The organism is Thermogemmatispora argillosa (assembly GCF_059696725.1).
The window spans coordinates 1,780,897-1,802,412 of the sequence record NZ_AP019377.1 but is presented as its reverse complement, the minus strand read 5'-3'; the positions used below and the strand labels follow the sequence as shown (position 1 = coordinate 1,802,412).

Genomic DNA, 21,516 nt, shown 5'->3' with positions numbered 1-21,516 from the left:
CCCTGGTCCGGCCAGGGATACGCTGGGAGAGCGCCCGTCTGCCTTGCCAGCTCGCGGCGCCGGGCGGGCGCTCTCTCGCCGTGTTCCTGGCTGAGCGCTTTCAGGCTGAGCTGGAAAGGAGCGGTCATTGGCTGTGGCCAGTGCATCTGAGGAGCGGCCCGCGCGGCTGCTGGTACCGACGGCGGCTGGGGTCCAGCCGCTGGCCGCCGGCCTCATTTATGCTCATGAGCATCTCTGGCTGGATCTGACAACGCCCGAAGACCCACAGGGCAAGCTGGACCGCCTGGATTTGATCGCCGAGGAGCTGAGCGAGCTGAAGCGTCTTGGCGTAGCGGCTCTGATCGAGCAGACCTGTCGCGGGATGGGGCGCGATGTCGAGCGCCTGCGCCAATTGCAGCTTGCCAGTGGGGTGCAGGTCATCCCAAGCACCGGTTTCTACCATCGACGCTTTCATCCGCCGGAGCTGGCGCGCCTCAGCGTCGACGCCATTGCCGCGCAGCTTGAGGAGGAACTGCGGACGGGCCTGGATGGTACCGGGGTCTCTCCTCTGGTACTGGGCGAAATTGGCGGCTCGGGGACAGCGCTGCATCCCGATGAGGAGAAAGTACTGCGGGCCGTAGCGCAGGTGGCCAGACGCTGGCCGGTGGTGGTGGCTACCCATGCGCATCTCGGTCAGGGAGGGCTGCGCCAGCTCCAGATCTTGTGCGAGGAAGGGCTAGAGCCGGAGCGCGTCCTGATCGGTCATCTCGATCTGGCGCCGGCGCTAGAGGAGGTGCTAGCCGTGGCGCGCCGGGGGGCGTACGTGGGCTTTGATACCATTGGCAAAGAGCGCTATGCTCCTGATGAGCGGCGGCTAACCTGGATCGTGACCCTCTGCAAGGAGGGCCTGGCGGAGCGGCTCTTGCTCTCTTGCGATATCTCGCGCAATAGCTATCTACGCCGCCTGGGCGGGCAGGGCTATGCCTATCTGGTACGCGACTTTCTACCGCGCCTGGCGGCGGCGGGCCTGGCGCCAGCGATGGTCAGCCGTCTGGTCGAAGAGAATCCACGGCGCTTTCTGGCGGCGGCCTGGTATAGTAGGAGGAAGGCATGAGCACGCTGAACGTAGTGCATGCCGGGGCACGCCTCCCGCCCCTGACGCTAGAGGAGGCGCGGCGACTGCAGTTCCGCCTGATCGAAACGCTGCGCCGCCACTTCTCCGGTCAGGAGTGGCTAACGCGGGGAGAGCTGGGGGTCGGCAGCGACGGCGAGGGAAGCCCCTTCACGCGCCGTGTCGAGCAGGTGCTGGCGGCTTTCTTCGGGAGTGAAGCAGCGGTACTGGTGACCGGAGCCGGCACGGGAGCGATCCGCGCCGCGCTCTTTGCGCTTCTGCCACCGCTCAGTCGCATTGTCGTGCATGACGCCCCGCTCTATGCCACCACCGCGGTCACCTTTCGCGCCGCTGGCTACGTGGCGGTGCCTGTCGATCTCCACGATCTGGAGCGCCTGCGGCAGGTGCTGAGCCGAGAGGAAGTGCAGGCTATCTATGTGCAGCATACGCGTCAGCGACCCGCCGATCACTATGATCTGGCGGCGGTGATTGCCTGTGTGCGAGGGGTCAGACCCGAGCTGCCGATCATCGTCGATGATAACTATGCCGTAGCCAATACGCCGCGCATCGGCGTTGAACTGGGAGCCGATGTCAGCGCCTTCTCGGCCTACAAGCTGCTAGGCCCGGAGGGAATCGGGGTGGTACTCTGCCCACGTCGGCTAGCGCAGGCCATTCGGGCCGACATGTACTCGGGTGGCAGCCGCGTGCAAGGCTTCCAGGCGCAGGAGGTCGTGATTGGTCTGGCTCAGGCATTTGTGGCCAATGCCCTGACCCAGGAGAGCGCCGAGGCGGTGGTCGAGCGCCTGCGCAGCGCGCCGCCGCCAGCCTGTGCCCGCCACATCGACGGCGCTTTCCTGGCCAATCTGCAATCGCCGGTCGTGCTGGTGCGCCTGCGTCAACCGCTGGCGGAGCGGGTTGTCGCGCGAGCTGCCGAGCGAGGGGCGGCGCCCTTCCCCGTGGGAGCTATGGCCCGCTACGAGCTGACGCCACTCTTTTACCGCGTCTCGGGCACCATGAGCGCCAGCCTGGGAGCGGGTGAAGCGCAGCACTGGCTGCGCATCAATCCGATGCGGGCCGGTCCCGAAACCGTGCTCGCCATTCTGGAAGAGGCACTCAGCGAGGTGTAACGGTATGTTTCTGGATGCTGTGCGCCGGCGCAATCCCGGGCTGTTGCGCTGCGCGGCCCTGCTGCATCGCGAAGGCGTGATTCCGCCAAATACCTTTGTCTTCGACCGCGGCGCGGTACGGCGCAATGCGGCGCGCCTGGCGGCGCGAGCGGCGGGGCTTGGGCTGGGCCTCTACTATATGGCCAAGCAGATTGCCTATGATGCCCAACTGGTGACGGTCATCCAATCCTCCATTCCAGGAGCGGTAGCGGTCGACTGGATGGGAGCCGAGGCCCTGCTGACGCAAGGGGCGACGGTGCGCCACGTCGGGCACCTGGTCCCGGTGCCTGTGCGCCTGGTGCCGTCCTTGATGGCGCGGGCTCAGCCCGAGGTCTGGACGTTGCTTGATCTGGAGGCGGCAGCGGTTGTCAACAAGGCGGCGCTGGCTTTGGGGCGGGTGCAGCCGGTGCTTTTGCGCATCAACGGGGGCGATTTCTTTCCTGGTCAGGAGGGCGGTTTCGCGCCAGCGGAAGTGCTGGGGGCGGCGACCGCGATCGCGCGCCTGCCTGGCCTGCGTCTGAATGGCGTGACCAGCTATCCCTGTTTCACGTGGGACGAGGAGGAGGCTGGCTATCGACCGACCGCCAATCTGGAGGCTCTGCTGACCGCTGCTGAGCGGCTGCGATCGGCGGGCTTCGCCATCGAGCAGATCAATGCTCCGGGCAATACCTCGCTGAGTGTCTTGCCGCTGCTGGCGCATTACGGGGCCAGCCACGGTGAGCCGGGCCATGCCCTGACGGGTACGACGCCTGAGCAGAGCCTTGGCAGCAGCGAAGAGGAGCCGGCGGTCGTCTACGTCAGCGAGGTCTCAGCGCAGCTTCCCTCGGGGCAGGCACTGGCCTACGGCGGTGGCCTCTATGCCCGCGCCCACGCCCGTCAGGCCCTGGTGGGGGAAAGCCCCGAAGAGCTGGAGGAGCGCGCCCCGGTGGCCGTGCACTTTCCTCCGCCGCAGTTCATCGATTATCAGTGCTTGCTGGAGCCGCCCGCCGGGCGCCGCCTGCCAACGGGGGCGACGGTGATTATGGCCTTCCGCTTCCAGCTCTTCGTTTTGCGTAGCTATCGGGCTGTGGTCGAGCAGGATGAGCAGGGGGAGTGGCGCCTGTTGAGCCTGACGCCGCCGGCGCTCTTGCCATCGGTGCCTCTCTCGACGGCGCGCACGGACGAAGCGGCCCAAGAAAGCCGATGAGGGCGTTGCTCACGGTGCCGCGAGCAGCGCCCTCATCACGCTGCAGAGTAAGGGGCACGCAGACTGAGGTGATGAAGGGATGATATGTCTGCCGGTCGGCTGAGCTGCGGCGCCTTCCCTCAGTGGGAACCAGAGCAAGAGGCCGCCGCTCCCTCGTCTGCTCGCTGCCTTTCTTGGCTTACAGCCCACGCTTGCCATCGGCCCAGTAGGGTTTCGTTTTGATACGCTGGCGTTCGATGTGGTAACGCTGCGTCAGGATCTGGCGGATGGCCTGGATGCTCTGCGTATGGCCGACCAGATAGAAAGTCAACTGGTCCAGGGCGAGTGAGGCCTGCTCAAGCCAACGGATGTGCGCGCTTCCTGGCTGAGCCTCAAGGCGGGGGATGATTGTCAGGTGAGGAAATAAGGTCATGATATCCGCATGTTCAGATGCACAGACCTCAATGACCGCATGGAAAGCGCCAGCCTGGGACTGGGCCGCCTGTAAGGCGAGGCCGAGGCCGAGGGCAGTTTCATCGCCAAAGAAGAGCGCGGGCAAGCGCAGCGGGATGAACGGGGCGCCGTTGGCTGGACCAGCCAGGGGAACTGGCTGGCCGACCCTAAGCTGTTCCACCCAGCGGCTGCCTGGTCCTCGCTGATTGAGATAGAAAATGATCTCCATTTCCCCTGGCTCCTGGCGGTAGCTCAGCGGAGTATAGTGCCGATAGTCGCGCTCCCCAACCCGGATTTTCACTTCTTGGCCCGGCACCCAAGAGCGCCGCTGCAGGGCTTCCCCCTCAAGGCGAACAAGGCGCAGGCGCGGCGTCAAGACCTCCACCGAGGATACGCTGAGCGTGGCCATCGTGAAGCGTTCAAAGCTTTTCGGTAGCAAAGACGATAGTTCTGGCATGGGCTTCCTTTCACCTGCCTGGCTGACGCAACAGGCGGCCACACGGTTCTGTGGGCTACGCCCCAGGCTCGCTATATATTAGGTCAGGCTAATATCCTACTACACTGCTAGGATATTAGCATTACCTAATATGACAAGTCAAGAGCAGCGAGCCGTAAAAGTGCGGGCGCCCCGTCCGGCTCGTCGTCATTGACGAGAGGGCAGGGCGCCCCATACGCAGAGAGCACCGCATGCAGCACCAGGCCGGTGGTGTCTGCAAGAGGTCGGAGAAGAGAGGGTCTGGCTCGTCACGGCTGGCGTAACACGGACCAGGTCCGTGGCCTGGCGGCTAAGGGGCCCGTGCTAACAAGCTAGAGCAGGCCCAGCTCAGCGCCCAGATGCAGCACATAGGGATTATTGGCATCGCGCTGCTGCAGACGCTCGTAGAGCTGTTGCACCTGCTCCTGACCCTGGCGCGAGCGCATAAACTGAGCCAGCTTCAGGGCATCCTTGGCGCTGCGGGCGCTGGCCTCCAGCTCGTTGGCTGCCAGATGCAGGCGGGCCTCTGTCAGAGAGAAATAGAGCTGCCAGAGCACCAGATCTGGTGTGAGAGCCTGCCAGGCTAAGGCCAGCTCCTCGCGCGCCTGCTGGAGCAGCCGGCGCTCACCCTGCTGTTGTCCGAAGACCAGCAGCGTTTTAGCGCGCTCGTGGTGGACGCCGGCCAGGTTCAACTTGAGAAAAGAGCCATCATCTTCGGGTGGGCGGCGGTAGGCGAGGACGGCGGCCTGTTCCTGCCAGCGCCGGCATTGGCTGCGCAACCCATCGTCTTCGGCGGCAAAGGGGGCGTGGGCGGCGGCGCTGACCAGGTAGATATTGCCCCGGAGCACTGGCTGAACGCGCTCGGCGTACTGCAGTGCGCCCTCAGCAGCCCGCTTTGCCTCTGCAAGGTCGCCATACTCAAGCTGGGCTTCGGTCAGGCTCATCCAGGTGGCTCCTGCCAGTTGCGGATCTTCCAGCTCCTCGGCCAGGCGCAGAGCGGTGGCGTAGTACTGGAGCACGCGCTGACGGGCGCCGGGGTCGCTGGCCCCCTGGTCACGTTCGATCTCAGCGGCCAGGCGATAGTAGCGGCAGAGCAGGGCCTGCCAGGCCTCGCGATCGTGGGCTGGTGCCTGCTGAGTGGCCAGCTCCAGCCGTTGCAGGCAGCGGCTCAGACGGTAGAGATAATTGCTCAGCGTCCCCTGGCGCCGCGCCTGCCAGGCCAGAGCCAGGATGTCTTCATAGTGGTAATAGGCGTCTTCGGCGGCCAGCTCGCTCAGAGGTTGCTGGTTAGTGGGCGTGCCGTAGGCGTCCCGATAGCCGAGCAGGCGCCAGTCGAGGCCGAAGAGGGCCGGAGGAATGCGCAGGAGCTTCGCCAGGAAGATCCGTCGCGCGGTGTCGTTGAGCATGGCGATCGCCTCCCACTCGCGCACCGTGCGCCATTCGACGCCGGCCGCGATGGCCAAGTCTTGCTGCGTCCACCCACGCCGCTTGCGATAGTAGGCGATGACCGCGCCGTGGTGGGGCTGGTTGAAGTCGCCGGGCGGGAAGTCTCCATAGCGCGACCACCAGTACGAGCCAGCGATCATCTTTCTGGGCCTCCTCCCTTCACTGTAAGCAGTATAACCGCTATCTTTTCAATTGAAAAGACGGTAGTTATGATGCTCGTTTCTCCAGTGACATGCTCTGGGTATTGTTAGTATGCTATGTCTGACTTATAATTGTCGAGAGAGATCGATTTATTGTCTCTCACTAAATTATGAATTCTGATTCAATTCTCTGCCCGCTGACCAGTACAAGCGCGTCAGTGGCAAAGGGAGGAGAAGATGGTAAGTGACCGTCAAGCGCGGGGGTCCCACGAGGAGCCAGGCCCGCCGTCTGAGCAGGCGGCCCGCTTGTTGCAGCGGCTTGCCGCCGAGTATGAGGCGGCGCGTCGGGGGTTGGCTCAGGCCTCTTGCGACTACAGCCGTCGGGCTTTGGTGGAGGCGCATCTGCAGGTCGTGACGGCCTGTCAGGCTGAGCTGAGCCAGTTGCTGGGCGAGGAGCAGGCGCTGACCTTGATCAGGCTGTGCCTGGCCCAGGTTGATCAGCACCTGGCCGCCGAGGAGGGAGAGGCAGCCGCAGGGCCGGGCGATCGACTGGCGACCTGATCGGGCGCGGGAGAGGGGACTCCTCGCTCTGCCGGCTGGCTGCCTGGCTGATCTGGGTCTGCTCTTTGGCGTGGGGGAGGGCCGTAGGCGGTGTGGCATGGTCAGGGTGTACCTCCTTCCTTATCCTGCCTTGTCCTGTTGCGTAGCGGCTGTGGCTTGTAGGCTGTCTGCCTGCTTTTCTGGCTGTTCCGACTGGGTGCCTCACGATCTGACTGGTTGACTGATTGACTGATCAGGCCGGGGCGGATGGCGCTCAGTTGAGGCTCTCGCGCCGCGGGTAATAGCGCAGGATGCGCCCGAGATAGCGGAAGAGGCGGCGCCCCATGTCTAGCTCCAGCGGGAATGGCTGCAGGCTGCGGCAGGTTTGCAGCCGGCGCAGGGTGCTTTCGCTCAGACCGATGAGCCAGCGGAGCTGCCGGATCTCCGGTTCGCTGAAATAGAGCGGAGAGTCAAATGGGTGTTCCAGGATCTCCTGTGTGCGGCTCTGTAGTAGTTCGATCCCTTGTTCCAGGGCGACCAGGATCTCTAGCAGGTGCTGGTCGCCGGGACTGAGTTGGGGGAGCAGCGTTTCTAGCTCGCTGATCTCCTGGGTCTCGTGCCAGCGCTGCCAGCGGGCTTGTGCCTGCTCTGGGAGCAGGCGCAGGGCCAGCTCCTGGAGGTCTTCGAAGGTGCGGCCGGCCAGGGCCCATTCAAGCAGCCCGGGCAGGGGAAAGTTCTGCGAGTTGGGCATGATGGAACGGCAGCGATGGCGTCGGCCTTTGCGGCCCTTGGGTGGCTGTGAGTGTTGGTGGCGGCTCATAGCTTGTACCCCCAGACGGCCAGGCCACCGCAGTGGGTACTGTCTTGGACCCATTCGGCGGGGAGGGCGGCCAGTGTGGCCTGAATTTGCTGGAATGGGATCTGAGTGAGGCTGGCGAGGGCAGGGGCGACGCTGTGCAGACGGGCGGGCCAGTGCCAGATCATGCCTGCTCCTCCTCTCCTCTCTGGCTCGACAGCAGGCGGCGTAGCTGGGCGGCCCACTGCGGATACTGTGGACGCGGCAGGACGATGGGCTGTGGCGCGCTGAGGCAGGCGTGACGCAGGCGACAGCTCGCGCAGGCGCGCGGAGGCCGCACGGGCAGACGACAGTTCACAGGTTGGGGCGCGCTGGCCATTGGTTGATTGCCTCCTTTCTGCTCTGAGCAGATGGGATAGATGTGACTTGTTCGGCTCTGGAAGAATATGCGAGGTTTTCAAGCTCGTCTGGTTCTTTATGACGCTTCCTTGCTTGCAAGCGACTAGATCGATTGCGTATCATATGGCTTGGCCTCTCCTGGACGAAGATACGTCTTGGGAAGGCAGAAAACAACGTCTCTCTGCTGACAGTGTCAGGAAAGGACTGAAGGGGTTCCAAGCGGCGCTTGCTGCGTGGGAAAAGCAGATGTTACAATGAGGCTGCCTGCAAGGCAGGGAAAGGATGGTTGTGGTATGCAGGACGGAGAGCCGTGGTGGTACCGCTACGGGCGGTATGCGCCCGGTCCCTACAACTCGCCACACATGGGTGAGGTACTGGCAGCGTATCGGAGACGACGCCAGTGGACCCAGCAGGCCTTCGCGGAGGCCATTGGTGTGAGCTGGCGCACAGTCCGCGAATGGGAGATGAGCGACGTGATCAGCGACATAGGGCGACGCATTTTTCTGGCGAAGGTGCTCAAGGTGCCACCGGTGCTGCTGGGGCTGACGTGGTATCAGGTCTATGGCGAGCAGGAGGCTCGGGGATATGAGGAGGGGCTGCTGAGCGCAGCAGAGAGGATGGAGGCGGATAGCTACTATCACTATGAGGATACGCTGGCGCTGGGGTGGGAGCTGTTCTATCAAGGGCGGTTGTTGGCGGTGGCGGATCGGATAGAGAGGAGGCTGAGGAAGTTGGAGGGGATTGTGGAGAGGCTGCCGGTGGGGCCAGAGCAGGAAGCATGGAGGGAGCTGCTGGGGCGGTACTATCTGCTGGCGGTGCAGATTGAGCGCCATCGGGGGCAGGAGGAGAGGCATCGGCAGGCGGCCCTGCGCTACAATGCTCAGGCTCTGCGCCTGGGGCAGGAAATCGATGATGTTCACTTGCAAGCTCATGCCCTGCTGGTAAGAGCGAGCACACGCTATGATCATGGTCAGCTTAGTCTGGCCAAGCGTCTGGCTCAGAGCGCTCTGGAGTCGGCTGCTCAGGTTCAGGTCCCCTTGCAAGGCAATCTCTATCTCATGGGGGCCTGGCTGGTAGCAGCGGCAGGGATTGCTGATGAGCAAGATGAGCGGCAGGTCCGTCGTTGGCAGGATCAGGCGCTGACGCTGGTCTACAAGCGGCGGATAGAGCCGGATGGCTCGTTTCTCAAGCTCAACCTGGCGGGGGTGCATCACGACCGGGCCAAGTTGTTGCTGCTGCTCTATCGGCAGCGTGGACGTCCAGAGCTGCTGAGGGATGCGAGGCAGGAGCTGATGGCGGCCTGGAAGCAGTTCACGCCGGATCTGCGGGTGTGGCAGGTGCACTTTGCCTTGACGGAGGCGGAGCTGGAGCTGGCAGCGGGGGAGGTGGAGGAGAGTGCCCAGGCGGGGCTGAACGCGCTGGAGGCGGCGCGGCAGATAGGGTCGCGCAAGTACGAGGGGGAGCTGAGGCAGGTCTATAGGCGGCTCAGGCAGGTGGCGGGTCCGGGGCAGCCGCAGATCGAGCGCCTGGGGATAGCGCTGGGTTGTTACGAGTAGGCAGGAGGCAGCATCCTGGTCAAGAGCGGGAGGGAGGGCCAGCGCAGGGACTATGGCTAGCTGAGCATAGGGCTGGTGCCGGCTCGGAGGCAGACCCTCCTGCTTTGGGTTGGAGATAGAGAGCTGGTCACTGGTGGCGCAGGCCTGCGGGGACGCCACGATTGGACGGCGATAGGCTGGTTGGGGTGTGCTGGCCATTGGTTGATTGCCTCCTTTCTGCTCTGAGCAGATGGGATAGATGTGACTTGTTCGGCTCTGGAAGAATATTCGAGGTCTTCAAGCTCATCTGGTTCTTTATGACGCTTCCTTGCTTGCAAGCGACTAGATCGATTGCGTATCATATGGCTTGGCCTCTCCTGGACGAAGATACGTCTTGGGAAGGCAGAAAACAACGTCTCTCTGCTGACAGTGTCAGGAAAGGACTGAAGGGGTTCCAAGCGGCGCTTGCTGCGTAGGAAAAGCAGATGTTACAATGAGGCTGCCTGCAAGGCAGGGAAAGGATGGTTGTGGTATGCAGGACGGAGAGCCGTGGTGGTACCGCTACGGGCGGTATGCGCCCGGTCCCTACAACTCGCCACACATGGGCGAGGTACTGGCAGCGTATCGGAGACGACGCCAGTGGACCCAGCAGGCCTTCGCGGAGGCCATTGGTGTGAGCTGGCGCACAGTCCGCGAATGGGAGATGAGCGACGTGATCAGCGACATAGGGCGACGCATTTTTCTGGCGAAGGTGCTCAAGGTGCCACCGGTGCTGCTGGGGCTGACGTGGTATCAGGTCTATGGCGAGCAGGAGGCTCAGGGATATGAGGAGGGGCTGCTGAGCGCAGCAGAGAGGATGGAGGCGGATAGCTACTATCACTATGAGGATACGCTGGCGCTGGGGTGGGAGCTGTTCTATCAAGGGCGGTTGTTGGCGGTGGCGGATCGGATAGAGAGGAGGCTGAGGAAGTTGGAGGGGATTGTGGAGAGGTTGCCGGTGGGGCCAGAGCAGGAAGCATGGAGGGAGCTGCTGGGGCGGTACTATCTGCTGGCGGTGCAGATTGAGCGCCATCGGGGGCAGGAGGAGAGGCATCGGCAGGCGGCCCTGCGCTACAATGCTCAGGCTCTGCGCCTGGGGAAGACGCTTGATCTCCCAGCCCTGCAAGCTCATGCGTTGTCGATGCGTGCCGATGTGCAGCATGAGCAAGGCCGTTGCGGGCTGGCCAAACAGTTGGCGCTGGCATCGTTGCAGCATCTCGACCATACTCAGCCTCCTTTGCAAGGCAACCTCTTGCTGATGGCGGCTGCAACAGTGGCAGCGGCAGGGATTGCTGATGAGCAAGATGAGCGGCAAGTCCGTCGTTGGCAGGATCAGGCGCTGACGCTGGTCTACAAGCGGCGGATAGAGCCGGATGGCTCGTTTCTCAAGCTCAACCTGGCGGGGGTGCATCACGACCGGGCCAAGTTGTTGCTGCTGCTCTATCGGCAGCGTGGACGTCCAGAGCTGCTGAGGGATGCGAGGCAGGAGCTGATGGCGGCCTGGAAGCAGTTCACGCCGGATCTGCGGGTGTGGCAGGTGCACTTTGCCTTGACGGAGGCGGAGCTGGAGCTGGCAGCGGGGGAGGTGGAGGAGAGTGCCCAGGCGGGGCTGAACGCGCTGGAGGCGGCGCGGCAGATAGGGTCGCGCAAGTACGAGGGGGAGCTGAGGCAGGTCTATAGGCGGCTCAGGCAGGTGGCGGGTCCGGGGCAGCCGCAGATCGAGCGCCTGGGGATAGCGCTGGGTTGTCACGAGTAGGCAGGAGGCAGCATCCTGGTCAAGAGCGGGAGGGAGGGCCAGCGCAGGGACTATGGCTAGCTGAGCATAGGGCTGGTGCCGGCTCGGAGGCAGACCCTCCTGCTTTGGGTTGGAGATAGAGAGCTGGTCACTGGTGGCGCAGGCCTGCGGGGACGCCACGATTGGACGGCGATAGGCTGGTTGGGGTGTGCTGGCCATTGGTTGATTGCCTCCTTTCACTGCTACAGTCTCTCCTCATTGAAGGCACTCGCTGGCAACGCTCTTATCAAGCCAGGTTCTCGCCGTGACGGCTTCTTCATCATTGGTCTCTTTCTATCCTAAGAGGCCGTTCTTATCCTGTGCTATGTAGTTGGGCCAAAGCTGAAGTTCCATTTCGGGATGCCGCTGCCCGCCAGACAAGCAGTTGCCTGATACGGTTGTGGCCGTGGCTTGACGCTGGCTGCAGGTGCTGGGCTCGGGCTGGTCTGGCCACGGGTGGTGTTAAAAGGCCTCCTTCCGTTAGCCTGGTCTATCCATGCTGTGGGCGCCCTCTGTAACATTGGTCACATGAAATGTTTCCTCTTATTTACCTGGCTCTTCTTTTTTAGATAAGGTTCTATGATAAAATGCAATGAAGTAGTAATTGTGATCTACAGACAACGATATTGTGTGAAGGGTCCTATTGTACACTAACCTCGATGGGGGTAACGCAAGCTGAAAGAGCCGTTCAGCGCACCCCCTTAGAGGGGGGTGCGCTGTGGTGAAAGAAGAGTGAGATGGATCAGATTGGACGCCTGATTCGCGAATACCGTGAGCGTGCTGGTATGACGCAGTCAGAGCTTGCTGCCCGCTGGCCACGCCATGCCCGCTTTGGCGGCGGGGAAGGAGTGAACTGGAAGTACATTCAGGATATTGAACATGGGCGCAAGCGCATTGAAGATCAGACGACCCTGCGCAAGGTTTGCGCTTTGCTCAATATTCCGCTGTGGCGCGTGGGACTGAGCGAGTATGATCCGCTTAGTGGCGTCCTGAGCTGCGCATCACCGTTCACTCGCTGTTTCGACCTGATGGAGCTGACGTTACGGCAGATCTGGCAACTGCGCAAAGCGGCCCTCTTAAGGGAGGCTCGTCAGGTGCTTGCTCGCCTGGGAAGCTGGCTCGATGTGCTCCAGCAAGAGCTGCCCCCATTGCAGCAGCGGGATCAAGCTCGTTTCGGGCACCTTCTGGCTGACTATCACTGTCTTCGGGGGGTACTGGCTGTTGATGCCGGCCAATATCAGCAGGCGCTGGCCCACTACCAGCAAATGGAGCAGCTTGCCCGGCAGCTCAATGATCCGGCGGTCTTGGCCCATGCTCTCATGAATCTTGGGGTAGAGTACGATCGCCGGGGCGAGCTACAGCGTGGCATCCAGTATCTGGAAGAGGCCTGTGATTTTGCTCTAGAGGCTTCGAAGGCCTGGAGCGTGCTGGTGCACTCCTACCTGAGTCGCGCCTATGCCCGCGCGGGAGAAGAGCGCCGTTTTCTGAGGGCGAATGACACGGCTCTGCGTTTAAGCCATGTCTTGGCGAAGAATTTTATCGAGGACCCTGACTAGGTCTACTACACGGTGGGTGGCATCCTGGCTGAGCGCAGCTCTGGCTATCTGTTGTTGGGACGCCCTCGACAGACGCTGGCCTTGCGTGAGGAGATTGCGCGGGTGCTTGAGCAAGAGCAAGACGCGCGCGTGGCTGCCTGGATGCCGCTGGATTGGGCTCGGGCCTATTTACTGCTGGGCGAGGTAGAGGCATGTGTGAAAGAGATGCGAGAGCTGTATCGCAGGTTCAAGTCGATGGGTAGTCCTCATGCTTTGGATCAGGCTAATAGACTGATAGATGATATAAAGCGGGAATATGGAGATGAAAAGATAGTAAATGATTTTTTGGAAGAGTTGCATAATATTATGGAGAATTGATTGCTGGATTTATGGAAGTAAGCAAGCAAAGCGTATGAAGTTATTACCTGCCTGGAGAGCCGGATGCCAGGGACAGAAGATGGCTGGCCCCAGGCAGGCAGATGATGGCACCGGTGCTATTGGGCGGCCTGGGGCCGTCGACCTGGTCCGCTAAAGTGATCACTGCGCTGCTGCTCTGAGGCTGTCGGCGACAGAGGCAGTTGATCCCCTCGCTCGATTGTAACACCAGGCCAGTCCCTCTTTCCCTGATCTAGTATCGATATCAAAAGATGATGAACTCCTGGTTCTGCTTTTCTCTCCGAAGCTCTTGCATTGCGCCTGCTCCCCCCGTATACTGGCTCTAGCGTTTACATAGCTTCCCTGTTTTGCGCAGATGGAAAGGAGCGCCTGATAGCAATGGCTGCTACGTCTGATTCGCTGGGGGGCTGTCATGATCGCGCTGGCGGTAGTCCCTGGTGGGTACAGCTTGGCTATCCGTCCTTTGAGGCGGGGCCGGACCATCTTCCGCGCCCGGGGCAGGTGGTCCGGCACTACCGGCGCCTGAAGCGGCGGCCTGATGGCAAGCGCTGGACCCAGGCCGATCTAGCGCGGGCACTTGGCGTAACTGAAAGGTATGTGAACCTCATGGAGCATCACGACGAAGGCTTTGACAGTTTCTCTCGACGGCGCTTTCTTGCAGAGATCCTGGCCATTCCTCCTGTTCTGTTAGGCCTGGCGGAGCTGCCGGGTTTGGGGAAGCAGACTACACCGCTGCAAGCTCCAGCAGTGATCAGCCGTCCGGCCATTGATGTAGAGCAGGTGGCAAGACGTTTGTCTGCCTTGAATCGGAAAGGGGACCTCAGTACCGCGGGGCCTGAGCTGCCGTTAGTTGAGGCCACGCTGAGAGAGCTGTATGAGGCGCTGCCCTTTGCCAGAGGGGATCAGCCCTATGTCAAGCGTTTACTGGTGGGCTATCACACGCTGGCGGGTTCGGTGCTGCGCGATGAGCAGCAGCCGCAGCGAGCGCTTGAGCATCTGAACAAGGCTGTTGGGTGGGCCAACTCGCTGCAGCAGGAGACGCTGCTAGCCTTTGCCCTCTACCGACGGATGACGGCGCTGATCGAGTTTGGTCAGGTTGAGCGGGCGTTACAGGATGAGCAGCGGGTCCGCCGACTGTTGCCGCGTCTGCCGGCTGATCTGCGGGTCGCGCTGTTGCTGCGCGGTGCCCTGGCTCAGGCGCGAACAGGGGAGGCACAGCGCCAGCCTGGTAGGGTGCTGGCGCTGTTGGATGAGGCGGCTGCCTGGCTGGGCGAGGCCCTGGCAGGCTCGGGAGATGATCGCTATCATCTTCCCTTGAGCCGGGAGCGCTTTCAGATTGATCGGGCTGCGGTGCTGTTGGCGCTCAACTGGCCGCGCGATGCTCTGGATAGTCTGCCAACGCGCCAGTTGAGCGGTATGACGCGCGCGAATGTCTATGCAGAGCTGCTGGCGGCGGAGGCCTATGCGCGCCTGGGCGAGTATGAGCAGGCGGCAGCCCTGGGATTGGAGGCTATTCCGGTGGCGCGCACGATCCGCAGTCAGGTGAACCTGGACCGGGCGCGCCGGCTGACGGAGCGGTTGGCAGCTTCGCCGTTTGGCAGTGCGCCAGAGGTGGCGCGCCTGCGCCTGTTATTGAACCAGCCGGGGCGCGGGCGAGGGCGAGCATTGTAGGCAAGCGGGCGCGCTGTAGGTAGACGCTGTCTGTCTGTCTGCCTGGTGTCCTGGCGGGCGCGCGTCACGCAGGGGGAGAGGAGAGAGAAGGGAGATGCTTGGGGGATGCTCCCATGTCCCCCAGGTCCCAGGCAGGCTGAGGTGATTGCTGTTCGCTCTCGCTGGGAGCGCTAAAGTAAAGCAAAAAGCCACGCTCGTTTGAGCGGGCTTTTTTTGTTTTGGTTCGGTTTCCAATCCCAGACGGGGGAGGAAAGGCCTTTCGACATTGCAGGGCGGCTGATGGTGACCTTGCGACCCCAAGCGTTTCAATCCCAGACGGGGGAGGAAAGGCCTTTCGACTTGGCGTGGCTGGCCGGCTGGCCGTCGCCTAGCGTGGGGTTTCAACCCCAGACGGGGGAGGAAAGGCCTTTCGACCGGGCTGCGTCCGTGTTGCTGTTGGCTCCCCTGCTCCTGTTTCAATCCCAGACGGGGGAGGAAAGGCCTTTCGACTTTGCTAGTTTTTGTGCGTCTTCGGCATCTGTCGTCTTAGTTTCAACCCCAGACGGGGGAGGAAAGGCCTTTCGACGGAGCGCAGGGGCTCGAGGCAGCAGGATGGAAATTACTGTTTCAATCCCAGACGGGGGAGGAAAGGCCTTTCGACTCCGGCTTGCTCGCACGCGCCATTCTCTTCGCGTTCGTTTCAATCCCAGACGGGGGAGGAAAGGCCTTTCGACCGGAGATTCATCATTCCAGATGAGTAGATCCTGCAGTTTCAATCCCAGACGGGGGAGGAAAGGCCTTTCGACATGAGCATTCGGCCCGCCTTGTGGACTGGAAGTCCAGTTTCAATCCCAGACGGGGGAGGAAAGGCCTTTCGACCCTGTGCCGGAAAGCCGCCGTTCGGATAACCGCCAACTAGTTTCAATCCCAGACGGGGGAGGAAAGGCCTTTCGACCTACGAGCACCGGGAAGCCCTGCACTCCCCGCGCGCGTTTCAATCCCAGACGGGGGAGGAAAGGCCTTTCGACCCTGTGCCGGAAAGCCGCCGTTCGGATAACCGCCAACTAGTTTCAATCCCAGACGGGGGAGGAAAGGCCTTTCGACCCAAGCCTGAGCCTGAGCCTGGTCAGCCTGACCAGTTTCAATCCCAGACGGGGGAGGAAAGGCCTTTCGACGCTCATGCCCCGAGGAAGACAGTGAGATACGTGGTACGTTTCAATCCCAGACGGGGGAGGAAAGGCCTTTCGACTTGGAATACATCTTCTACCCACACTGATACGAAATCGGTTTCAATCCCAGACGGGGGAGGAAAGGCCTTTCGACCCCATGCCTGGCCCATGCTCATGCCCATGCATGAGCGTTTCAATCCCAGACGGGGGAGGAAAGGCCTTTCGACGGTACCCCTGCTAGCGTAGCATCTGGAGCGGCCTCTGTCAAGCAGATTCGATGATCCCAAAAAAACGGTCATCAATGACCGCTTTTTTGCGGCAATGATGCCAGCCAAAATGGCCCTGGCAACGCTTCAAAAGCCTTTCGAGGATCGCTGCGTGAGAAGCCGGGTGCCGAGATCCTCGCAGTGACGAGCACTAGCGACAAGAAGAGCTTGAGGAATATCTCTATCTCAAAAAGAAGAAGCTAGTTCCTGGGCCAGCAATGGCGCGACACTGCGGTGCTGGCAGATCAGCGCCCTGAGCTGCAACGGGTGAAGCAAGTCAAGGAAAGGGGCTAATTCAGCGAGCGAGAGACCAGCATGGGAAGGAAGCCGCAACGATTGCCGCCGTAGGCCGTAGACGAGGGAAAGGAGGCTCTTGCCCTGCTCTTCAAGGCTCACACGGCCAGCGCAGAAGCAGCACCAGCGAGCGAGCCGCCGCGCAGTCCGGCGCCTGCTGCCGTGTGAGGGAGAAAAATCAGCCACGCTCCTAATCCGAGGGCAGCACGCGACGCAGCATGCTAATCACAAGCGCCATTTGCTCTTTGAGCACCGAGGTGTCGACTTTGAGACCAGAGACCTGCTCTGTGAGTTTTTCCGTGTCGGCTTTCAGCGCTGCAAATTGACGATTGGTCTGTTCCTCGAAGCGGATCAGGCGCTTTTCCTGGCGCTCGAAATCGAGCTTCAGGCTTTCCTGAGCGGTCTCGATGCGAGTCAATGCCTGACGCATATTGCGGTGATCAATGGCCAGGAGATCAACCTTGCCCAACTGAGCTTTGAGCATCGCGATCTCCTCTTGCAGAGGTGCCAACTTCTGATCGATCAGTTGCTCAACTTCCTCCCGACTTAGCATGCGACAATCTCCTCATCATCCTTACTGAAGGCACAGGCCTTTTCCTACCAGGTGGGCTGCTCAAAGCGAGACCGCCCACTGTGAGCATAACATCCCGGGCGTCTCCCGTCAAGCAACGCCAGGCAAACCCTGAGCTTCTATCGCCCATGAACCGGGTGAGCTGCCTGTCTGTCAGGCTGCCAAGCTGGCTGGCTTCCCCCTGTCCCCCTCTCGGGCGCCAGTCCCCCGCTTGACTTTCGTTTATCGATAATTTATTCTTGATAAAGAGCAGCGGCACAGAGACACGTGCCGTCCTGGCTAGCCTGGACCTGCTCTTGACCGACGCTACGCCACCTACTGGCTTACGTCCATAGCAGCCATGCGCCAGCCGTGTGCACGCGCCACACGGTCCCGGCCAGCGTTCAGCGCGAGGAACGCACCACCCGACCGCGACCGACGACCGGAGCGCTCGCCGGGCAGGCGAGCGAACGCCCAAGAAGTCGGAGCCGCAACGGGACCCGTTTTCAGAGAGGAAGGCTATTTATGAGCAGCAACGACGAAGTCCTGGGCACATTCTACGGTGACGAAAGCTTCCCCATCACCTGGGAAGAGGGCGAACAAGAACTATTCTGGATCTACGACGACCTGCACATCCCTAACCCCGTCTCGCCCATGTTCTTCGACATCGGCGGCTGGTGGCTCACCTGCGACCACATGTTCCGGCGCTTCGGCACCCCCTTCGCCTGCGACTGGATCGCCAAAAACATCAATGGCTACGTCTACACCGCCGCCGTACCTGCCGACTCCTCCCTGCGCGCCGAAGCCACCGAATACCAGGCGCGCTACGTCCCGCGCGTCCCGCGAGATCCCGACTATCCCCAGAAAATCGGCGCCTACATGAACGCCGTCCTACCCCACTACGCCCACAACTTCCTTGACTGGTGGCAGAAGCGCCTGCGCCCCGAAATGGAGCGCAACTTTGCCTATCTTGACAACTACGACACCGAGCACGCCAGCCTGATCGAACTGGCCGTCCTTCTGGAGGACGCCATCGACATCCACGACCGTCACTGGAAAATCCACTGGATGCTCAACTTTGCCCAGTTCTCTTCGACCCTCAACCTCAACGCGCTTATCCAAGAGATCAAAGGCCAGGTTGACCCCAACCTGATGGGCCGCCTGCAAAGCTCGCTGGCCGACCGTAACTGGGACTCCATCGAAGCCCTCTGGCGCATCAAAGAAGAAATCAAAGCCGATGACGACCTGCGCCAGCTCTTCAAGCGCGGCGAAACCGCTGCCGACATCTGGCGCGCCCTGCAACAATCCTCACGGGGTCAGCAACTCATTCGCGAGCGCATCGAACCCTACCAGCAAGAATTTGGCTACAAATCGATCTGGTCCCATGAATTCGCCTTCCCCACCTGGAAGGAACAGGCCACCCCCATCATCGAGATCCTGCGCGGCTACCTGGAGACCGACTACGACTATCCGCGCACCATCCAGAGCGTACGCGAGGACCTTGATCGCGCCATTCACGAACTGATGGACGACGTCCCGCCCGGCGAAGCGCGCGAGCGCCTGCAGCAGGCCCTTGACCTCTCCCTGCGCATGAACCCGCTCACGCCCGATCACCACTTCTACATCGACCAGGGCACCAATGCCCGCCTGCGCCTGGTCCTGATCGCCATCGGCAAGAAGCTGGTTCAGGCGAAACTGCTCGACGACCCCGAAGACGTCATGTACCTGCGCTACAATGAGCTGCGCCTGCTCATGACCAACCCCGGCGCCGTACCCGCCCGCGAGCTGGTCTCACAGCGGCGCGACGAGCGCGAGCGCGCCTACAACATTCGCCCGCGCGAATGGGTCGGCACGGCCACCAGGACCGCCCTGGCCTTCCCCTACAATGCCCTCTGGGGCTTCCCAGAGAAGTTCTACAAGCAACCGGCCCAAAAGAGCGACGAGATCCGCGGGCTGGCCGCCTCGCCCGGCGTCGTCGAAGGCCCGGCGCGTGTCGTCACCTCGCTAGAGCAATTCGACCAGGTGCGTGAAGGCGAAATCCTCGTCTGCCGCATGACAAACCCCGCCTGGGTTGTGCTCTTCACACGCATCGTCGGCCTTGTCACCGATGCTGGCGGCGTGACCTCACACCCGGCGGTCGTCTCGCGCGAATTCGGCATCCCGGCGGTGGTCGGCACCTCTGACGCCACCCAGCGCATCAAGACCGGCGATCGCCTGCGCGTCAACGGTGCCACCGGCGTAGTGGAGGTTCTTGCTTGACGCTGACACGTAAAAGCCTGCGTCAGCAGATCAAAGAGATCCTGCTGACGCGCATCCTACAAGGGGAATACCGGCCCGGCGACCGCCTGATCGAGCTACAGATCGCCCAGGAATTCGGCACCAGTCAAGCGCCCGTGCGCGAATCCCTGCGCGAGCTAGAAGCCCTCGGCTTCGTCGAGTCGGTCCCCTACCGAGGAGCGCGCGTCCGCGCCGTCTCACAGCAGGAGCTGGCCGAGGTCTACCCCGTGCGCGCCGCCATCGAAGAGGTGGCGGCGCGAGCAGCGGCGGCCCGCCTGGCCGGCAATGTCGCAGCCCTGGAGGCCGAGATCAGCGCCATGCACCGTGCCGCCGACGACGGCGACCTCTACGCCCAGGTCTGCCACGATGTGGCCTTCCACCGCCTCATCGTCGACGCCTGTGGCAACCGCGTCCTGCAAGAAGTCTGGCGCTCGCTGCGCATTGAGGCCCGCACCCTCATCAGCGTCGTCAAAACTGAAATCGAGCCGCATCACCTGGCCGAGATGCACCGCCCCATTCTGGAGGCGCTGCGCGCCGGCGATGGCCCCCTGGCAGGTCGTCTGCTGCGCCAACATGTCGAATTCTTCGGGGAACTGGTCCTGAAAGGAGAACATGCATGACTCGCCTTGTCGATCTCTCGATGCCAGTGCACAAAGGCATGATGACCTTTCCGCGGGTCGTCCCGCCAGCCCTGCTGATGTACGAAACCTGGCAGGAGTTCGCCGAAGGCATCGGCGCCGCCCAATACGGCGCTACCTGGTTGACCGCCTCCTACGTGGTCATTCAGGGCGACCACATCGGCACCCACTGCGATGCCCTCAAGCACGTGCGCGGCCCCGAGGCGCCCGGACCCGAGGGCATCCCACTGGAGTATTGCTACTCCGATGGCGTCGTTCTCGACTTCCGTGATAAGCCCTACGGCTACGGCATCACGCGCGCCGATATCGAAGAGGCTCTGGCCAAGATCAACTACACCCTGAAGCCGCGCGACATCGTCCTCATCCAGACCGGGGCCTCAGCCTACAACACCGAGCCGCGCTATCTGACCGACCACTGCGGCATGACCGCCGAGGCTACCCGCTACCTGATCTCGCAGGGTGTACGCATGATGGGCACCGATGCCCCCACCTTTGACCCGCCCGTGTGGGCCATGTTCGAACGAAAGCAGTTCTGGGAAGCCCACCTGGTCATGAAAGAAGAGGACTACTGGCATCTGGAGAACCTGGTGAATCTCGATCAGCTGCCGCCCTGCAACTTCAAAGTGGCTGTCTTCCCCATCAAATGGGTTGGCACCACTGGGGCGCCCGTGCGCGCCGTCGGTATCATCGAGGATGAGGGCTAGCGCCTGCTGCAAGCGAGCGACGAGAGAGAAGGAGTGCATGTATCATGCGACAGCAAGTGCAGGGGGCTATTCTCTGGTTCGACGAAGCGGCCTGCTGTGACGTGCGCCAGGCTGGCGGCAAAGGGGCCAGCCTGGCAGCCATGACCGCCCGTGGCCTGCCCGTGCCGCCCGGCTTTGTCATCCCGGCCTATATTCTGGAGCAATCAGTCGACCGTGAGCGCCTCCTTGCCCTGGCCCTGGACCAGCGCCACGCCGAGGCCCAGGCGCTGGTACGCCAGGCCGAACCGCCGCGCGAGGCCATCATTGCCGCCTACGAGCGCCTCGCGCCCGGCAATGGAGCGGTGGCCGTGCGCTCCTCGGCCTGCGCCGAGGATTCCGAGGCCGCCAGCTACGCTGGCCAGCAAGAGACCTATCTCAACGTGCGTGGGGCCGACGAGGTCTGTCGGCGCGTCGTCGACTGCTGGGCCTCCTTCTTTAGCGAGCGCGCCCTGTTTTACCGCGCTCGCAAAGGCTCGCTCCACGACCTGGGCATGGCCGTCGTCATCCAGAAGATGCTTGCGCCCGAAAAGTCCGGCGTCCTCTTCACGGTTGACCCCGTCAACCGCCGCCGCGACCGCCTGATCATCGAAGCCGTCTTCGGTCTTGGGGAGCAGGTCGTCTCGGGCGAAGTCACCCCCGACCACTATGTGGTCGATCGGGCCGGCAGCCTTAAGCGCGAACAAATTGTCGGCGCGCGGCGGGTCCTGGAGCCGGAGGAGATGCGTCGCCTGACGGAGCTGGGCCTGCACCTGATGGAGCTGTTTGGCGTCCCCCAAGATATCGAGTGGGCGATCGAAAATGGACAGCTCTACCTGCTCCAGTCGCGTCCCATCACGACCCTCTGACTCGCGACTGTGCGGCTCTTCTTCTTCTTCGTTCTTGCCAAGGCTCGCCCGCCGTGCGCGGCGCCTTGCCTGGGTCTGGCTGGCCCAGCGCGACAAGGCGGGCGAGCCGGGACAATCAAGCCCAAAGCGGCTAAC

Annotated in this window: 19 protein-coding genes and 1 CRISPR repeat array; of the genes, 13 read left to right on the top strand and 6 right to left on the bottom strand. The window is 62.3% G+C overall.

Annotated elements, in window-relative coordinates; all coding sequences use genetic code 11:
- Positions 1-133 precede the first annotated feature (133 nt).
- From AC6H1L_RS06990 to AC6H1L_RS06980, 3 genes are read left to right on the top strand one after another with little or no spacing between them, the layout of a single operon-like run.
- On the top strand, positions 134-1,093 hold the full coding sequence (locus AC6H1L_RS06990) for a phosphotriesterase family protein (protein WP_497600810.1): 960 nt from the start codon (positions 134-136) through the stop codon (positions 1,091-1,093).
- Positions 1,090-2,217, top strand: a complete 1,128-nt coding sequence (locus tag AC6H1L_RS06985) for an aminotransferase class V-fold PLP-dependent enzyme (protein ID WP_497600809.1) — start codon at positions 1,090-1,092, stop codon at positions 2,215-2,217. Before AC6H1L_RS06990 ends, AC6H1L_RS06985 begins: the two co-directional genes overlap by 4 nt.
- Positions 2,218-2,221: 4 nt before the next feature.
- Positions 2,222-3,442, top strand: a complete 1,221-nt coding sequence (locus AC6H1L_RS06980) for an alanine racemase (RefSeq protein WP_497600808.1) — start codon at positions 2,222-2,224, stop codon at positions 3,440-3,442.
- Positions 3,443-3,620: 178 nt separating this feature from the next.
- Here the strand turns inward: AC6H1L_RS06980 and AC6H1L_RS06975 are convergent, their stop codons facing one another.
- Both AC6H1L_RS06975 and AC6H1L_RS06970 read right to left on the bottom strand, forming a co-directional pair.
- Entirely contained in the window at positions 3,621-4,331 is a 711-nt protein-coding gene (locus AC6H1L_RS06975; protein ID WP_497600807.1) for a siderophore-interacting protein, read from the bottom strand.
- Between the two features lie 350 nt (positions 4,332-4,681).
- Positions 4,682-5,935, bottom strand: coding sequence for a helix-turn-helix domain-containing protein (locus tag AC6H1L_RS06970; RefSeq protein WP_497600806.1), 1,254 nt, complete (start codon positions 5,933-5,935; stop codon positions 4,682-4,684).
- A 237-nt stretch (positions 5,936-6,172) separates the two neighbouring features.
- Between AC6H1L_RS06970 and AC6H1L_RS06965 the strand changes: the two genes are divergently transcribed.
- Complete coding sequence (locus AC6H1L_RS06965) at positions 6,173-6,496, top strand: hypothetical protein (protein ID WP_497600805.1); 324 nt, start codon at positions 6,173-6,175, stop codon at positions 6,494-6,496.
- 253 nt (positions 6,497-6,749) lie between these two features.
- On the opposite strand, the gene AC6H1L_RS06960 is transcribed toward AC6H1L_RS06965, so the two are convergent.
- The 3 genes from AC6H1L_RS06960 to AC6H1L_RS06950 all read right to left on the bottom strand — a co-directional run bounded on the left by AC6H1L_RS06960 (position 6,750) and on the right by AC6H1L_RS06950 (position 7,650).
- On the bottom strand, positions 6,750-7,226 hold the full coding sequence (locus AC6H1L_RS06960; protein ID WP_497600804.1) for a hypothetical protein: 477 nt from the start codon (positions 7,224-7,226) through the stop codon (positions 6,750-6,752).
- A 65-nt stretch (positions 7,227-7,291) separates the two neighbouring features.
- A complete protein-coding gene (locus AC6H1L_RS06955) occupies positions 7,292-7,459 on the bottom strand; it encodes a hypothetical protein (protein WP_497600803.1) in 168 nt (55 codons plus the stop codon).
- A complete protein-coding gene (locus AC6H1L_RS06950) occupies positions 7,456-7,650 on the bottom strand; it encodes a hypothetical protein (RefSeq protein WP_497600802.1) in 195 nt (64 codons plus the stop codon). The genes AC6H1L_RS06955 and AC6H1L_RS06950 overlap by 4 nt, the downstream gene beginning before the upstream one ends.
- Before the next feature lie 313 nt (positions 7,651-7,963).
- Between AC6H1L_RS06950 and AC6H1L_RS06945 the strand changes: the two genes are divergently transcribed.
- The 5 genes from AC6H1L_RS06945 (at position 7,964) to AC6H1L_RS06925 (ending at position 14,620) form a co-directional block, all read left to right on the top strand.
- On the top strand, positions 7,964-9,226 hold the full coding sequence (locus AC6H1L_RS06945; protein ID WP_497600801.1) for a helix-turn-helix transcriptional regulator: 1,263 nt from the start codon (positions 7,964-7,966) through the stop codon (positions 9,224-9,226).
- Positions 9,227-9,737: 511 nt separating this feature from the next.
- The gene (locus tag AC6H1L_RS06940; RefSeq protein WP_497600800.1) at positions 9,738-11,000 is read left to right on the top strand and encodes a helix-turn-helix transcriptional regulator; all 1,263 of its coding nucleotides are present in this window, start codon (positions 9,738-9,740) and stop codon (positions 10,998-11,000) included.
- A 755-nt stretch (positions 11,001-11,755) separates the two neighbouring features.
- Positions 11,756-12,574, top strand: a complete 819-nt coding sequence (locus tag AC6H1L_RS06935) for a helix-turn-helix domain-containing protein (RefSeq protein WP_497600799.1) — start codon at positions 11,756-11,758, stop codon at positions 12,572-12,574.
- Positions 12,575-12,676: 102 nt separating this feature from the next.
- Positions 12,677-12,931: a hypothetical protein gene (locus tag AC6H1L_RS06930; RefSeq protein ID WP_497600798.1), complete on the top strand. Its 255-nt coding sequence runs from the start codon at positions 12,677-12,679 to the stop codon at positions 12,929-12,931.
- Positions 12,932-13,327: 396 nt separating this feature from the next.
- Complete coding sequence (locus AC6H1L_RS06925; RefSeq protein ID WP_497600797.1) at positions 13,328-14,620, top strand: hypothetical protein; 1,293 nt, start codon at positions 13,328-13,330, stop codon at positions 14,618-14,620.
- A gap of 227 nt (positions 14,621-14,847) precedes the next feature.
- Positions 14,848-15,995: a CRISPR direct-repeat array (repeat unit 37 nt; unit sequence GTTTCAATCCCAGACGGGGGAGGAAAGGCCTTTCGAC).
- A gap of 523 nt (positions 15,996-16,518) precedes the next feature.
- On the opposite strand, the gene AC6H1L_RS06920 is transcribed toward AC6H1L_RS06925, so the two are convergent.
- Positions 16,519-16,881, bottom strand: a complete 363-nt coding sequence (locus AC6H1L_RS06920; protein WP_497600796.1) for a hypothetical protein — start codon at positions 16,879-16,881, stop codon at positions 16,519-16,521.
- Positions 16,882-17,403: 522 nt separating this feature from the next.
- Here AC6H1L_RS06920 and AC6H1L_RS06915 point away from each other — a divergent pair.
- From AC6H1L_RS06915 to AC6H1L_RS06900, 4 genes are read left to right on the top strand one after another with little or no spacing between them, the layout of a single operon-like run.
- On the top strand, positions 17,404-19,137 hold the full coding sequence (locus tag AC6H1L_RS06915) for a PEP-utilizing enzyme (protein WP_497600795.1): 1,734 nt from the start codon (positions 17,404-17,406) through the stop codon (positions 19,135-19,137).
- Positions 19,134-19,775 (top strand): GntR family transcriptional regulator, encoded by a 642-nt coding sequence (locus AC6H1L_RS06910; RefSeq protein ID WP_497600794.1) that lies wholly within the window; start codon positions 19,134-19,136, stop codon positions 19,773-19,775. The genes AC6H1L_RS06915 and AC6H1L_RS06910 overlap by 4 nt, the downstream gene beginning before the upstream one ends.
- Positions 19,772-20,497, top strand: coding sequence for a cyclase family protein (locus AC6H1L_RS06905; RefSeq protein ID WP_497600793.1), 726 nt, complete (start codon positions 19,772-19,774; stop codon positions 20,495-20,497). The genes AC6H1L_RS06910 and AC6H1L_RS06905 overlap by 4 nt, the downstream gene beginning before the upstream one ends.
- A 44-nt stretch (positions 20,498-20,541) precedes the next feature.
- Positions 20,542-21,381 carry a PEP/pyruvate-binding domain-containing protein gene (locus AC6H1L_RS06900; RefSeq protein ID WP_497600792.1) on the top strand — a complete coding sequence of 280 codons (840 nt, stop codon included), beginning with the start codon at positions 20,542-20,544 and terminating at the stop codon, positions 21,379-21,381.
- Positions 21,382-21,516: the final 135 nt, after the last annotated feature.